Here is a 13,733-nt window from a genome sequence, read left to right as displayed (position 1 = left end):
GCCGCTGCTTCAACCGAACACAAGGGAGCACGTTTTGAACCCGACGACTGCAAGGCCGCTGGAAGACATCAAGGTGCCGGTCAGGCTGAAGCTGGCCGCGCTGTGGACGTCCGTGATGTTCTGCTACATCTACGGCGATTTCCTCGGGCTTTACCGGCCCGGGGATATCAAGGGGATTTTGGCTGGCGAGGGTCTGCTTGGACCTGCCAGCCAGGGTTCACTGCTTGTCGTGGCCATCCTGATCGCCGTGCCCGCCGTGATGATTTTCCTGTCGCTGGCGCTGCCGCCCAGACTGACTCGCTGGCTGAATATCCTCGTGGGCGCGCTGCTGACTGCGATCGTGCTGATGACGATACCGGGGTCCTGGGTGTTCTACGTTTTTCTCAGCGCCATCGAGGTCGTGCTGCAGTCGTTGGCCGTGTGGTACGCATGGCGCTGGCCGAGAGCCCTGACCACTGCTTGCTACGTTACCCAATAGGAGTATGTCTAAATGTCTTACCAACGCGTGATCGGGTTGCTGGTGTTGACCGCCCTGATAGTTGGCTGTGGCAGAGAATCTGGCAATACCAACGTCATCAGCTTTCGTAGCGGAGGCCAGGTCACCGGTGACATCACCTTGCGCAAGGATGACGTCGCCCTGCGCGTGCCAAGCGCACCGGAAGCGCTCATCAGCGCCGCCGGCGACCTGAGCATCGATCGACAGCCGACGACGGTCAACGCCGTCCAGCGCGCATTGCTGCAGGATTACTACCGCAACGTGCTGGCCATCAATGGCCACGACCTCGCCACCGACATGGCCGATGCGGCAGCTACTGGGCACGCGATCAAGAGCGTCGCGCGGGATATTGCCAGCGGCAACACCGGCAATATCGACAAGAAAATCCAAGCCAAGTCACCGCAGGTGGCGGAGGCGATCTTGAAGACCTGCCATGATCTGGCCGGTATCAAGGCGGCGCAGGACAGCCTCGCCGGGCAGCTCGCCGCATTCAAACCCTATGCAGGGATCATCGAGGCCAGCGCCATCAGCGATTGTGAAGCAATGGCCGCGCGACGCGGGTAACAAACGGTAACGAGTGCCGCGGCACCCGTTGTCGTTTCTGCCCAAGGCGATCGGTTACTCGCCGTGAATGCCGCCCTTGGTCAGCGCCAGCGGGTCGAGCAGTTTCTGCAGCTCGGCTTTCGACAACCCGGTGGTTTCCAGCGCCACGTCGAGGATCGGGCGATGCTGCTTGTAGGCCTGCTTCGCGGTGGCCGCGCCCTTCTCGTAGCCGATCACGGGATTGAGCGCGGTGACCAGGATGGGGTTCAGCGCCAACGCCTGGTTGACCCGCGCCTTGTTCACGACGAAGCCGGCGATGCTCTTGTCGGCGAGCAGGCGCGAGACGTTGGCGAGGATGCCGATGGATTCGAGCAGGTTCAGCGCGATCAGCGGCAGCATCACGTTGAGCTGGAAGTTGCCGGACTGGCCGGCCACCGCGATGCCGGCGTCGTTGCCGATCACCCGCGCGGCCACCATCGCCACCGCCTCGGGGATCACCGGGTTCACCTTGCCGGGCATGATGGATGAACCGGGCTGCAGCGCGGGCAGCTCGATCTCGCCCAGGCCAGCCAAGGGGCCGGAGTTCATCCAGCGCAGGTCGTTCGCGATCTTCATCAGCGCCACGGCGAGTGTCTTGAGCTGGCCGGACAGCTCCACCGCATCGTCCTGCGCGGCCATGCCCTCGAACGGGTTTTCCATCGCCTCGAAGCGCACGCCGGTGAGCTTCTTCAGCTCGCGCGCCACCGCCGCGCCGAATTTCGGATCGGCATTGATGCCGGTGCCCACCGCCGTGCCGCCCTGCGGCAGGCGGCGCATGCGCTTCAGCGCATCCTCGATGCGCGCGCTGGCCGAGCCGATCTGCGCGGCCCAGCCGGACAGCTCCTGGCCGAAGGTTACCGGCATCGCGTCCATCAGGTGGGTGCGGCCAGTCTTGGCCACGTTGCGCAACTGGCGCGCACGCTGGTCGATGGTCTTCTTCAGGTGCTTCAGCGCGGGCAGCAGCTGCTCATGCGCGACCAGCGTGGCGCTGACGTGGATCGCGGTGGGAATCACGTCGTTCGAGCTTTGCCCGTAGTTGACGTGGTCGTTCGGGTGCACCTTGGCGCCGGCGCGCGCGGCGAGGTGGGCGATCACCTCGTTCGCGTTCATGTTGGTGCTGGTACCTGAGCCGGTCTGGAACACGTCGATCGGGAATTGCACGTCGTGTTCGCCGTTTGCCACCGCCAGCGCGGCCTTGCGGATCGCCGCGGCCTGCCCCTTCTTCAGGTAGCCCAGCCCCAGGTTCGCCTCGGCCGCAGCCGCCTTGATCAGGCCCAGTGCGCGGATGAACTCGCGCGGCAGGCGCAGGCCGGAAATCGGGAAGTTGTCGATCGCGCGCTGGGTCTGCGCGCCGTACAGCGCGTTGGCTGGGACCTTCAGCTCGCCCATGCTGTCGTGTTCGATGCGGAAATTGGCCATGTCGGTTCTCGCGGAAATGGATTGTTTGCCCGTCATTCCGGCGCAGGCCGGAGGCGCTTCACAACAGCGAAGCTGGTCATCCAGTCTGGTGACTCGTGCGCAGCACGCAGAACCTGTTTCGTGTGCTGTGCACGCATACTTCACTGGATCCCGGCCTGCGCCGGGATGACAACCGACGGCCACTATAGACATCCGGGCATCCAGCCGCCGTCAATGTAAAATGGCCGTTTCCCCGCGCCGGAACACCCCGATGTCCAACCACGCCCTCACCGCCCTGTCGCCGCTGGACGGCCGCTATGCCGGCAAGGTCGAGCCGCTGCGCCCGATCTTCAGCGAGTTCGGCCTGATGCACCGCCGCGTGCACGTGGAGATCGAATGGCTGCTGGCGCTGGCCGCCGAGCCGGGCATCGAGGAACTGCCGCCGTTCACGGATACCCAGGTCAAGCAGTTGCACACCATCGCCGACAGCTTCGCGATCGAGGAAGGCGCCCGCATCAAGGCGATCGAAGCCACCACCAACCACGACGTGAAGGCGGTGGAGTACTTCATCAAGGAGCGCATCGGCTCGGATCCTGCCTTGGCCCAGGCCAGGGAGTTCGTGCACTTCGCCTGCACCAGCGAGGACATCAACAACCTTTCCTACGCGCTGATGCTGCGCGACGCCCGCGAGCAGGTGCTGCTGCCGGCCTTCGACGGCATCGTCGCCAGGCTGCGCGAACTGGCGCACGCGAACGCCGCGCTGCCGATGCTCTCGCGCACCCACGGCCAGACCGCCTCGCCCAGCACCCTGGGCAAGGAGTTGGCGAACGTGGTGGCTCGCCTCGAACGCCAGCGCAAGCAGCTTGCCGCGCTGGAAGTCCCCGGCAAGATCAACGGCGCGGTGGGCAACTACAACGCCCACGCCATCACCTACCCGGAAATCGACTGGCGCGCGTTCTCGCAGCGCTTCGTGGAGAGCCTGGGCCTGGACTACAACCCGTACACCACGCAGATCGAGCCGCACGACGGCGTGGCCGAATACTGCGACGCGGTGCGCCGCGCCAACACCATCCTGATCGACCTCGCGCGCGACGTGTGGGGCTACATCTCGCTGGGCTACTTCAAGCAAAAGCTCAAGGAGGGCGAGGTCGGCTCGTCCACCATGCCGCACAAGGTCAACCCGATCGACTTCGAGAACGCCGAGGGCAACTTCGGCCTCGCCAACGCGCTGCTGGGCCACTTCGCGGAAAAGCTGCCGATCAGCCGCTGGCAGCGCGACCTCACCGACTCCACCGTGCTGCGCGCGCTGGGCACCGCGTTCGGCCACACCCTCGTCGCGCTGGAATCGCTGCAGAAGGGCCTGGGCAAGCTCACCGTGAACGCCGACCGCCTCGCCGCCGACCTCGACGCCAGCTGGGAAGTGCTGGCCGAGGCCGTGCAGACCGTGATGCGCCGCTATGGCCTGCCCCAGCCCTACGAGCAGCTCAAGGCGCTGACCCGCGGCCAGGGCATCACGAAGGAATCGATGCGCGAATTCATCGGCAAACTGGAGCTGCCCGCCGAGGCGAAGCAGCGACTGCTAGACCTCACGCCGGGCGGCTATATCGGGCTGGCCGAAACGCTGGCAAAGGACATCTGAGCCGCAACCGCACCGATCCGCCACCCGCCGGATCGCGTCACGCCTGTGCTGCTGGAAAAAGCGCCTGCATCGCATCGCTGTGGCCGCCACCTGCTTCGCCCTCATCCCGGCAAAAGCCGGGATCCGGCGATCTAGCGGCCGAACAGCAACGCGATCGTGCAGTAGGTCACCAGGTTGGCCGAGGCATGCAACGCGTAGCCGGGCAGGATCGAGCCTTTTGCATGGCGCTCGTTGAGCCACCCGGCTATCCAGCCGAGCACCCCGGCATTGACGCAGAGCGCGAAGAGGATGAAGTGATCGACCTTCGCGACGGCAAGCAGCGCAAGATGCACGAAACCGAATATCGCCGCCTGCAGCACATTCCCGGCCCGGAACCCCAGCCATCGGATCGACGCTTTCGCGATGAGGCCCCGGAACAGGATCTCCTCGCTCACCGCCGTCTTGAAGAGCGCGGTAACGACCAGGGCAACCCATGCCGCGCCACTACCGTGGCCGGACAATGCGGCGGCGATCGCCGTACCTTCGCCGCCCGCGATGGCGCGCACCGACGGAAACGCAACGGCCGTGGCGGCAATCACGATGCCGATGCCCGTGCCGATCAACACGATAGGCAGCGGCGCACGATACAGGCCCACATAGCGGCGAAAGCCGGCTTTCCGGCCGAAGGCCGCATAGACAAGGCCGGCGATGGCGAGGACGACAGCGATTTGCACCATCGCCGATATCAGGGTGGCCACGATCAGCATCGGATCGGGTCCGCGCGGCCAGCCTCGCAACGAGGCGGCATCACCGCAAGGATGGGTTGCAGCCTTTTCCCTGGTCGCATATCGATCCCCTGATCCGTATCGCGTCATGAAGAGCCAATGGCGAGGAATGTATCACCTCGCCATCGCCCATGCTGGGACATCACGCAACCGGATGCGCGCCCCGCTATCGGCAGGCATCAGGGCTTGGGAAAAAGCCCCCATTCCGTGGAATTTTCCAGTCGCGAGTCCGGCGCGGATGTGCATGCCATCCATGGCATGCCCCTTCGGGTTCGCCTACTTCGGCCTTTCGGCCGCCATCGCCGCCTGCACCGCCGGACGCTCGCCCACGCGCTTCTGGAAGGCCAGCAGCGACGGGAAGCCCGACAGGTCCAGCTCCACGTGCTTCGCCCAGTTGGTCACGGTGAACAGGTAGGCATCGGCCGCGCTGAACTTGTCGCCCAGCAGGAAGGGCTGCTTCGCCAGCACGTTCTCGATGAACTGGTAGCGGCGCTTCAGGTATTCCTTGCGCTCGGTGCGGGTGGCCTCGGGCGTCTCGGGCTTGAACAGCGGGCTATAGCTCTTGTGGAGCTCCGAGTTGATGTAGCCCAGCATTTCCTGCAGGTGATAGCGCGGCAGCGTGCCGTTCGCGGGCGCCAATCCGCTGGCGGGGTTCTGGTCGGCCAGGTACTGCACGATCGCAGGGCCTTCGGTCAGCACTTCGCCGCTGTCCAGCTCCAGCACCGGCACGTAGCCCTTGGGATTGACCAGCCAGAAATCCGCGCCGCTCTCGGTGCGCTTGGCCTTGCCGTCGACCTTCTCCAGCTGCAGCGGCAGGCCGGCCTCGAGCGCCACGATGTGCGGGGACAGCGAACACGCGCCGGGGGAGTAATAGAGCTTCATGCGATGACTCCTGGTGGGGACGGGGAAACGGATGCGTTCCGGCCGAAGCCGCACATCCAAGCCCCGCATGCTACGCCGCCATGGTTACCATTGGATACCATCTGTCCGACGGGCGGCCGCAGAATGCGGTAACCCCGCGGTTACCGAACCACCCACGCCAGCAACGAGCCATCCCATGGGCCTCCCCGTACGCAAGAGCAAGGTCGTGCTGCCACCCGCCTGCCCGCTCACCGAAAGCCTGGCACTGCTGCGCGGCGCCTGGGCGCCCAACGTGATCTGGTATCTGAGCGCCGAACCCCGCCGCTTCGGCGAATTGCGCCACGACATCCCGCGCATCTCCGCCCGCGTGCTCAGCGCCCGCCTGCGCGAACTGGAATCGCGCGGCCTGGTCTCGCGCCGCCTGCTGGATACCTCGCCGCCCTCCGCCGAATACGCGCTCACCGAACTGGGTCGCGAACTGCTGCCGGCGATCAATGCGCTGGCGCGGGTGGGGCAGAAGCTGATTGCGGAGTGGGATTCGCGGGCTTCGCTGGCGAAGAAGGTGCGTGTGGTGGGGTGAGGCCACGCGCCTGCCTACCGGGCAGTCATTGTGGAACGGCGTCGAGATCGTTTCCAGCGTCGCCAAACGCTGCGTGGTTACACTGCAGCTTGGAACCCACTTTTGATTTGGGCATCAACAGGAAAGCGCAGATGCAATATTCAAATGAATCGCTGAGCCAGGAGCTCGTGGCATTGGCGAAAGGCGATCTTTCCGTGAGGAGTGAACTGGTAGCTGACGGTTCACTTGGGTTCCAAGGCTATCACCCTCGCATGGAGGCAGTGCACAAAGACAACGCCGCTCGCCTAGCGGCCATCATCGATCAATATGGCTGGCCCGGGTTAACTCTTGTCGGTAAAGAGGGCGCATGGGCAGCATGGCTAATCGCCCAGCACTCCATTGGCAACCCTCCATTTATGCGACGATGCTTGTCTTTGCTTAAACAGGCCACTTCCGACGGCGAAGCCATCCCTTGGCAGGTGGCAATGTTAGAAGACCGTATTCGGATGTATGAGGGAAAGCCTCAAATTTACGGAACTCAGTTCCAACCGGATAAGAACGGCCAACTTAATCCTTATCAAATCGAGAATCCCGAGTCGGTCAATGACCGGCGGCTTGCGGTTGGTTTGAACACCATCGAGGAAAGAACTGCCGAGTTAAGAGCACAAAGTGCCAGTGAGAATATTCCGACACCACCCGACCTTGAAGAGCAATATGAAAAGTGGCTTTACTCCGCAGGTTGGAGGGTTGCAAGTTGAAGCCCAAGGAACCGTTGCAGTCGACCGGCAAACCGCTGCGCGGTTCGCCGGCGACCGAGCTTAGGCGTTAAATCCTTCACCCCACCTCATCCGACCCCTCGTTGACTCCCTCGAACAGGAAGGTCGACAGGTAGCGCTCACCGGTATCCGGCAGCATCGCCAGCAGCACCGAGCCTTCAGGCGCGGTTTTGGCCACGTCGAGCGCGGCAGCCAAGGTGGCGCCGGAGGAGATGCCGGTGAAGATGCCCTCCTTCTGCGCCAGCGCGCGCGAGGTGTCGCGGGCCACGGTGTCTTCCACCGTCACCAGCTGGTCGACCACCTTGCGGTTGAGCACAGCGGGTACGAAGTCGGGGGTCCAGCCCTGGATCTTGTGCGGCTGCCACTCCTTGCCGCCTAGCAACGAGGCACCGGCCGGCTCGGTGGCGATCACCTTCACTTCCGGCCGCGCCACCTTGAGCACCTCGCCCACGCCGGTGAGCGTGCCGCCGGTGCCCCAGCCGCTGACGAAGTAGTCGAGGCGGCGGCCGGCGAAGTCGCGCAGGATTTCCGGGGCGGTGGTCTGGCGATGGTAGGCCGGGTTGGCCGGGTTCTCGAACTGGCGGGCGAGGAACCAGCCGTGCTTGCGCGCCAGCTCTTCCGCCACCTGCACCATGCCGGTGCCGCGCGCGGCGGCGGGAGTAAGCACTACGTTGCCGCCGTAGGCGCGGATCAACTTGCGCCGCTCGACCGAGAACGAGTCGCTCATCACCGCCACGAACGGATAGCCGCGCGCCGCGCACACCGCCGCCAGCGCCACGCCGGTGTTGCCCGAGGTAGCTTCGACCACGGTCTGGCCAGGCTTGAGCGTGCCGCGCTGCTCGGCGTCGAGGATGATCGCCAGGGCGAGACGGTCCTTCACGGAGCCTGCTGGATTGAATGCCTCCACCTTCACGTACAGCTCGACGTGCTTCGGGGCGAGGCGATGCAGGCGGACGATGGGCGTGTTGCCGATGGTGTCGAGGATGCTGTCGTAGATCATGGGGTGATCCCCTGTGAGGAATGAGAGTGGAAGTGTCCGGCCATGCTGCGCCGGGACATGCAAGGTTTTCGTCAAGCGCGGCGGCGCAGGGGTGCGCTGGCATCCCGCACTGGCCGCGGCGGCTCGAGCTGCCGCACGGCGGCCACCGCTTCGCCCAGCGGTGGCGCGCCGAACCAGGCCAGCCGCCCGGCCAGCGCGGCCACCTCGCCCAGGATCAGCAGCGCAGGCGAGCGTACCGCGTGCGCAGCGGCGCGTTCGGGCAGGCTGGCCAAGGTGCCGGTGACCACGCGCTGGTCGGCGCGCGCGCCGTTCTCGACCAGGGCGAACGGCGTGCTTGCGGCGCGGCCGTGCGCCAACAGATGCTCGCGCAGGCTGTCGAGGCCGGCCACGCCCATGTACACCGCCAGGGTCTGCCGTTCCTGCGCCAGCGCGCGCCAGTCCAGCGTGTCCAGCGAATCGCGGCAGTGCGCGGTGACGAAGCGCACCGACTGCGCGTGGTCGCGGTGGGTCAGCGGCACGCCGGCATGCGCGGCACAGGCCAGCGCGGCGGTGACGCCGGGCACCACTTCATAGGGAATGCCGTGGTCACGCAGGAATTCCAGCTCCTCGCCGCCGCGGCCGAACACGAAGGGATCGCCGCCCTTCAGGCGCACCACGCGGCGCCCTGCCTGAGCGTGCTCAAGCAGCAGCGCATGGATCTCGTCCTGGGTGGCGTGATGCTTGCCCGCCTGCTTGCCCACTTCGATGCGTTCGGCGTCGCGGCGCGCCAGTTCCAGCACCTCGGCACTCACCAGGCGGTCGTGCAGGATCACGTCGGCCTCGTTCAGCGCACGCAGGCCGCGCAGGGTCAGCAGGCCCGGATCGCCGGGGCCGGCGCCCACCAGCACCACCGATCCGCCCGCCTCGACGGGCGCCGCCCGCAAGGCCTGTTCGGCCGCCTCGGCCGCCTGCCGGGGCTGGCCGTTGCGCAGCAGCGCAGCCACCGGGCCGTTGAACAGGCCTTCGTAGAAGCGGCGCCGTGCCGCCAGCTCGGGATGGCGGCGGCGGATGCGCTTGCGCAGCCGTGCCGCCAGCGCCGCCAGCGGGCCCAGCGAATGGTCGAGCAAGGCTTCCAGCCGCTCGCGCACGAGCCGTGCCAGCATCGGCGCGGCGCCGCCGCTGGAGATCGCCACCACCAGCGGCGCGCGATCGATCACCGCCGGCACCTGGAAGCTGGACAGTTCCGCGTCGTCCACCACGTTGACGAATACGCGCTGCAGCCCGGCCAGTTCCGCGACGCGGGCATTCAGCGCATGGTCCGCAGTGGCCGCCACCACCAGCCACACGTAATCGAGCCAGCCCGGCGTGAATTCACCGGCGCGATGGGCGATGCGCCCCTGCCGCGCCCAGCGCTGCAACTGCGGCGTCAGCTCCGGCGCGCCCACGGTCACCTGCGCACCCGCCGCCAGCAACGCCGCGGCCTTGCGCTCGGCCACGGCACCGCCGCCCACCACCAGCACGGCGCGGCGGGAAAGGTCGGCGAACAGCGGATACAGCTTCATGGCGGGATTTCGACGGCATGACCTTGGAAGGGTTCACGCTACGCAGTGCATTCGGCCTGCGGAAATGATGATCACACCAGTACATATGACGCCACGGCATGAATGCACACTCGGTCTTCTCCCCTCTCCCACCGGGAGAGGGGCCGAGGGAGAAGGTTCGGACTTGCCGCGGCACCTCGCTCCGCCCGAACCCTCTCCCGGCTGCCGCCACCCTCTCCCGGAGGGAGAGGGAACCACCATCCAGCACCGCGCTCAATCAAATCCTGCCAACCTCAATAATTTATGAACGTTTATACGTATAGACGTCCGAACAAAAATGCATATACACTCGACGACATGGCCATCATCCATGCCGAATCCAGCCCATCCAGCGACCGCCCCATGCGGGACCGGACGATGCGATGTATGCGTGCGCAGCACTCCGCCACGACACATCCTCCATCGCCCTGATTCCCTGGATCGTCATGACCCTGACCCAGCTGCGTTACCTCGTCGCCATCGCCGACTGCCGCCTCAACATCACCGCCGCCGCCGAGCACGTGCATGCCACCCAGCCCGGGGTGAGCAAGCAACTCAAGCAGCTCGAGGACGAGCTCGGCCTGCAACTGTTCATCCGCAAGGGCAAGAGCCTGGACTCGACCACCGATGCCGGCGTGCAGGTTATCGAGCGCGCCCGGGTGATCCTGGCCGAGGCGCTGAACATCCGCTCGATCGCCGCGAACCTGCGCAACGAGGCGCACGGCGAGCTGCGCATCGCCACCACGCATACCCAGGCGCGCTTCGCCCTGCCCGCCTCGATCGCTGCGCTGAACCGCCGCTACCCGCAGGTCAGCGTGCACCTGCAGCCCAGCGGCGACGCCGAGGTGATGGCCCTGCTGGAAAGCGGCCGCGTCGACCTGGCCGTAGTCAGCACCTCCGGCGCCGCGCCGGCTGGCGGCATCGCCCTGCCCGCCTATCGCTGGAGCCGCGTGGTACTGGCGCCGCAGAAGCATCCGCTGGCAACCCTGGGCCGCGCACCCACCCTGGATGAGCTGGCCGCGCAGCCGCTGGTGAGCTACGACTCCTCGAAGCGGCCGGAATCCTCGCTGCGCCGCGCCTTCGGCGCCGCCGGGCTGGTGCCGCAGATCGCGATGACCGCCGCCGACGCCGACCTGATCAAGACCTATGTGCGGGCAGGATTGGGTATCGGCGTGCTGGCCGAGATGGCGCTGCAGCCGGGCGAGGACGCCGACCTGCGGGTGATCCAGGCGGATGCGCTGCTGCCGCTGTGCACCACCTGGATCGTGCTGCGCAAGGACAGCGTGCTGCGCGACTACACGCTGGAATGGATCGCGCAGTTCGCGCCGCACCTGGACCGCAACGACGTGCGCCGCCTGCTCACCCTCGGGATCACGCCGGAAACGCCGCCCCGCGTGCCGCACTGGCGCGAGCGCCAGGATGCTGTCGCGGCAGCCCGGGCCGCCACGGCTGCTCCGCCGCTCACGGCAGTTCGTGCAGGCCGCACTCGCGCTTGAGCCCGAAGAAGCGGGTGTCCTCGGCATCCATGCCCGGCTCCCAGCGCTGCGTGGTATGGGTGTCGCCGATCGAGATGTAGCCCTGCTCCCACAACGGGTGGTAGGGCAAGCCGTGCCGTTGCAGGTAGCGGCCTACGTCGCGGTCGCTCCAGTCGGCGATGGGATGCAGCTTCCACCTGCCCATGCCTGGATTTCGAAGGATCGCCTTCCCGGTGCTCCTTCGAATCGGCGGGTCCGGCGCATGCCCGGACCCGCCTCCGTCCGACACGCCCTGGCGTACTGGACGCGACGAGCCATCGCTGGCTCGGCCGCCGCCCTTGCTCGCAGTCGACGGGTCCGGACGCCACTCCACGAAATCGATGGCACGGCGGCTGCGCGACTGGCTGCGGCGCAGGCCGGCGAACCAGCCCTGCACGCCCAGCTCGGCCAGCGCGCGCTGCATCGGCTCCACCTTGCGGATGCGGTTGTAACGGTCCAGCCCCTCGATGCCCTGCTCCCACAGCTTGCCGTAGCGCGCCTCGGCCCAGGCGCGGCCGATGCTGGGGCGATAGACCTTGAGGTTGAGCGCAAGCCGTTCGCTCAGCGTGTCGACGAACTGGTAGGTCTCGGGAAACAGGTAACCGGTGTCGATCAGGATCACCGGAATGTCCGGCGCGTGGCTCGCCAGCAGATGCAGCGACACCGCCGCCTGCGCACCGAAACTGGAGGACAGCGCGTGCGCACCCGGCACATGCTCCAGCATCCAGCGCACGCGTGCCTCGGCATCGCGCCTGGCCAGCCAGTGGTTGAGTGCGAGCAACGCCTCGACATCGTCGCCGTCGGCGGGAAGATCCGGCGCGCTCATGCAATGACCTCCAGTGCGATCTTTTTCGACGCGAGCACGCCGGCGCGCAGCAGGAAGTCGCCGAAATGCTCGCCCAGCGCGCGTTCGCCGGCATAGCGGGCAAACAGCAGGTCGAGCGTTTCGAGCAGGGTCGGCTCGTCCACGTTCTCGCGATAGACCTGGTTGAGCCGCTGGCCACGGAAATCCGCCGCCAGGCGCAGGTCGTAGCGGCCCACCGCGCGACCGACCAGGGCAATCTCGCCGAGGTACGGGCGCGAGCAGCCGTTCGGGCAACCGGACAGGCGCAGCAGGATCGGCGCATCGAGCAGGCCGTGGCGATCCAGCGAGGCTTCCAGCTTGGGCAGCAGCTGCGGCAGGTAGCGTTCGCTCTCGGCCATCGCCAGCCCGCAAGTGGGCAGCGCCACGCAGGCGATCGCGTGGCGGCGGATGCCGCTGTAGCGGCGATAGCCGTCCATGCCGTGCGCGGCCACGATGGCGTCGATGCGCGCACGCGCGGCCGCGTCCACGTTGGCAATGATCAGGTTCTGGTTGCAGGTGAGCCTGATGTCACCCGCATGCACGCGCGCGATCTCGCGCATGCCGCTCAGCCAGCGCGCTTCGCCGGTGTCCAGCAGACGGCCGGATTCCACCTGCAGGGTGAGGTGCCAGCGGCCCTCATGGCCTTCGATCCAGCCGTAGCGGTCGCCGTTGTGGTCGAAGCGGAACGGCCGCGCCGATTCCAGCGCGAAGCCAGCGCGCTGTTCGATCTCCGCCTTCACCGCGGCGAGACCGTGCGTGTCGATGGTGTATTTGAAGCGCGCATGCTTGCGCTCCTCGCGGTCGCCCCAATCGCGCTGCACGGCGATGGCGGCCTCGGCCAGCGTCACGAGGCGCCCGGGCGGTACGAAGCCAATCACATCGGCGAGGCGCGGATAGGTGGTGGGGTCTCCGTGGGTGGCGCCCATGCCGCCACCGATCGCCACGTTGAAGCCGGTCAGTTCGCCCTGTTCGACGATCGCGATCAGGCCCAGGTCCTGGGCGAACACGTCGATGTCGTTGAGCGGCGGGATCGCCACGCCGATCTTGAACTTGCGCGGCAGGTAGGTGGCGCCGTACAGCGGCTCGTGCTCGGCCGCGGCGGCCTCGCCCACCAGCTTCTCGCCGTCCAGCCAGAGCTCGTGGTAGGCGCGCGTCTTCGGCTTCAGGTGTTCGGACAGCTTCGCGGCCCATGCATAGGCGGCGGCATGCGCCTGCGACTCGACCGGGTTGGTGTTGCACACCACGTTGCGGTTGACGTCGCCGCAGGCGGCGATGGTGCTGGCCAGCGCGGCGTTGATCGCGGCGATGGTGGGCTTGAGGTCATGCTTGACGATGCCGTGCCACTGGAAGGTCTGCCGGGTGGTGATGCGCAGGCCGCTGGAGGCGTAGTCGCTGGCGATCCGGTCGAAGGCCAGCCATTGCGCCGGCGTCATCACTCCGCCCGGCAGGCGCGCACGCACCATGAATGAATACGCCGGCTCCAGCTTCTGCCTGCGGCGCTCGTCGCGCAGGTCGCGGTCGTCCTGCTGGTAGCTGCCGTGGAACTTCAACAGCTTGTCGTCGTCCTCGCTGATCGCGCCGGTGACCGGGTCAGCCAGGCCTTCGGCGATGCCGCCGCGCAGGAAGCGGCTGGCGGTCTTGATGTGTTCGAGATGGGAGGGCATGGGGATTCTCTGGAACATCCGGGTCGCGGCTGAAGCCGCTCCTACAGCGTATGGATCGTAGGAGCGGCTTCAGCCGC

The 13,733-nt window shown here is 66.7% G+C and carries 13 protein-coding genes; 6 read left to right on the top strand and 7 right to left on the bottom strand.

Going from position 1 to position 13,733, the window contains the following annotated elements:
- The first annotated feature begins 34 nt into the window (after positions 1–34).
- Complete coding sequence (locus ABQJ54_RS00065) at positions 35–478, top strand: DUF6326 family protein (protein WP_367852247.1); 444 nt, start codon at positions 35–37, stop codon at positions 476–478.
- A gap of 12 nt (positions 479–490) precedes the next feature.
- A complete protein-coding gene (locus ABQJ54_RS00060) occupies positions 491–1,060 on the top strand; it encodes a YggN family protein (RefSeq protein WP_367852246.1) in 570 nt (189 codons plus the stop codon).
- Positions 1,061–1,114: 54 nt separating this feature from the next.
- On the opposite strand, the gene ABQJ54_RS00055 is transcribed toward ABQJ54_RS00060, so the two are convergent.
- Entirely contained in the window at positions 1,115–2,497 is a 1,383-nt protein-coding gene (locus ABQJ54_RS00055; RefSeq protein ID WP_367852245.1) for a class II fumarate hydratase, read from the bottom strand.
- 250 nt (positions 2,498–2,747) lie between these two features.
- On the opposite strand from ABQJ54_RS00055, the gene purB reads away from it, so the two are divergent.
- Positions 2,748–4,115, top strand: a complete 1,368-nt coding sequence (gene purB / locus ABQJ54_RS00050) for an adenylosuccinate lyase (protein WP_367852244.1) — start codon at positions 2,748–2,750, stop codon at positions 4,113–4,115.
- 131 nt (positions 4,116–4,246) lie between these two features.
- Here purB and ABQJ54_RS00045 read toward each other — a convergent pair whose 3' ends face one another.
- Both ABQJ54_RS00045 and gstA read right to left on the bottom strand, forming a co-directional pair.
- On the bottom strand, positions 4,247–4,861 hold the full coding sequence (locus ABQJ54_RS00045) for a CPBP family intramembrane glutamic endopeptidase (RefSeq protein WP_367852243.1): 615 nt from the start codon (positions 4,859–4,861) through the stop codon (positions 4,247–4,249).
- Between the two features lie 294 nt (positions 4,862–5,155).
- Entirely contained in the window at positions 5,156–5,761 is a 606-nt protein-coding gene (gene gstA, locus ABQJ54_RS00040) for a glutathione transferase GstA (protein ID WP_367852242.1), read from the bottom strand.
- A 175-nt stretch (positions 5,762–5,936) separates the two neighbouring features.
- Here gstA and ABQJ54_RS00035 point away from each other — a divergent pair, with 175 nt between their 5' ends.
- Together ABQJ54_RS00035 and ABQJ54_RS00030 are read left to right on the top strand one after the other, a co-directional pair.
- Positions 5,937–6,320: a winged helix-turn-helix transcriptional regulator gene (locus ABQJ54_RS00035; protein ID WP_367852241.1), complete on the top strand. Its 384-nt coding sequence runs from the start codon at positions 5,937–5,939 to the stop codon at positions 6,318–6,320.
- 131 nt (positions 6,321–6,451) lie between these two features.
- Positions 6,452–7,057 (top strand): DUF6624 domain-containing protein, encoded by a 606-nt coding sequence (locus ABQJ54_RS00030; protein WP_367852240.1) that lies wholly within the window; start codon positions 6,452–6,454, stop codon positions 7,055–7,057.
- Between the two features lie 76 nt (positions 7,058–7,133).
- On the opposite strand, the gene cysK is transcribed toward ABQJ54_RS00030, so the two are convergent.
- Positions 7,134–8,075, bottom strand: a complete 942-nt coding sequence (cysK, locus tag ABQJ54_RS00025; protein ID WP_367852239.1) for a cysteine synthase A — start codon at positions 8,073–8,075, stop codon at positions 7,134–7,136.
- A 71-nt stretch (positions 8,076–8,146) separates the two neighbouring features.
- Complete coding sequence (cysG, locus tag ABQJ54_RS00020; RefSeq protein WP_367852238.1) at positions 8,147–9,616, bottom strand: siroheme synthase CysG; 1,470 nt, start codon at positions 9,614–9,616, stop codon at positions 8,147–8,149.
- Positions 9,617–10,080: 464 nt separating this feature from the next.
- On the opposite strand from cysG, the gene ABQJ54_RS00015 reads away from it, so the two are divergent.
- Positions 10,081–11,130, top strand: coding sequence for a LysR substrate-binding domain-containing protein (locus tag ABQJ54_RS00015; RefSeq protein ID WP_367852237.1), 1,050 nt, complete (start codon positions 10,081–10,083; stop codon positions 11,128–11,130).
- Here the strand turns inward: ABQJ54_RS00015 and ABQJ54_RS00010 are convergent.
- Both ABQJ54_RS00010 and cysI read right to left on the bottom strand, forming a co-directional pair.
- The gene (locus ABQJ54_RS00010) at positions 11,096–11,974 is read right to left on the bottom strand and encodes a phosphoadenylyl-sulfate reductase (protein WP_367852236.1); all 879 of its coding nucleotides are present in this window, start codon (positions 11,972–11,974) and stop codon (positions 11,096–11,098) included. The genes ABQJ54_RS00015 and ABQJ54_RS00010 overlap by 35 nt on opposite strands.
- On the bottom strand, positions 11,971–13,656 hold the full coding sequence (gene cysI, locus ABQJ54_RS00005) for an assimilatory sulfite reductase (NADPH) hemoprotein subunit (protein ID WP_367852235.1): 1,686 nt from the start codon (positions 13,654–13,656) through the stop codon (positions 11,971–11,973). The genes ABQJ54_RS00010 and cysI overlap by 4 nt, the downstream gene beginning before the upstream one ends.
- Positions 13,657–13,733 lie beyond the last annotated feature (77 nt).

The sequence above is a fragment of the Rhodanobacter lycopersici genome (genome assembly GCF_040812335.1).
GTDB lineage: Bacteria > Pseudomonadota > Gammaproteobacteria > Xanthomonadales > Rhodanobacteraceae > Rhodanobacter_A > Rhodanobacter_A lycopersici.
Note: the sequence above shows the minus strand (reverse complement) of the source record. Positions and strands in the feature narration are given on the sequence as shown.

What these genes read in the sequence shown, in the direction of transcription:
- ABQJ54_RS00010 (WP_367852236.1), bottom strand. Translation starts at nt 11,974, where the DNA reads ATGAGCGCGCCGGATCTTCCCGCCGACGGCGACGATGTCGAGGCGTTG.
- cysI (WP_367852235.1), bottom strand. Translation starts at nt 13,656, where the DNA reads ATGCCCTCCCATCTCGAACACATCAAGACCGCCAGCCGCTTCCTGCGC.
- cysK (WP_367852239.1), bottom strand. Translation starts at nt 8,075, where the DNA reads ATGATCTACGACAGCATCCTCGACACCATCGGCAACACGCCCATCGTC.
- ABQJ54_RS00015 (WP_367852237.1), top strand. Translation starts at nt 10,081, where the DNA reads ATGACCCTGACCCAGCTGCGTTACCTCGTCGCCATCGCCGACTGCCGC.
- ABQJ54_RS00030 (WP_367852240.1), top strand. Translation starts at nt 6,452, where the DNA reads ATGCAATATTCAAATGAATCGCTGAGCCAGGAGCTCGTGGCATTGGCG.
- purB (WP_367852244.1), top strand. Translation starts at nt 2,748, where the DNA reads ATGTCCAACCACGCCCTCACCGCCCTGTCGCCGCTGGACGGCCGCTAT.
- ABQJ54_RS00060 (WP_367852246.1), top strand. Translation starts at nt 491, where the DNA reads ATGTCTTACCAACGCGTGATCGGGTTGCTGGTGTTGACCGCCCTGATA.
- cysG (WP_367852238.1), bottom strand. Translation starts at nt 9,616, where the DNA reads ATGAAGCTGTATCCGCTGTTCGCCGACCTTTCCCGCCGCGCCGTGCTG.
- ABQJ54_RS00045 (WP_367852243.1), bottom strand. Translation starts at nt 4,861, where the DNA reads ATGCTGATCGTGGCCACCCTGATATCGGCGATGGTGCAAATCGCTGTC.
- ABQJ54_RS00055 (WP_367852245.1), bottom strand. Translation starts at nt 2,497, where the DNA reads ATGGCCAATTTCCGCATCGAACACGACAGCATGGGCGAGCTGAAGGTC.
- ABQJ54_RS00035 (WP_367852241.1), top strand. Translation starts at nt 5,937, where the DNA reads ATGGGCCTCCCCGTACGCAAGAGCAAGGTCGTGCTGCCACCCGCCTGC.
- gstA (WP_367852242.1), bottom strand. Translation starts at nt 5,761, where the DNA reads ATGAAGCTCTATTACTCCCCCGGCGCGTGTTCGCTGTCCCCGCACATC.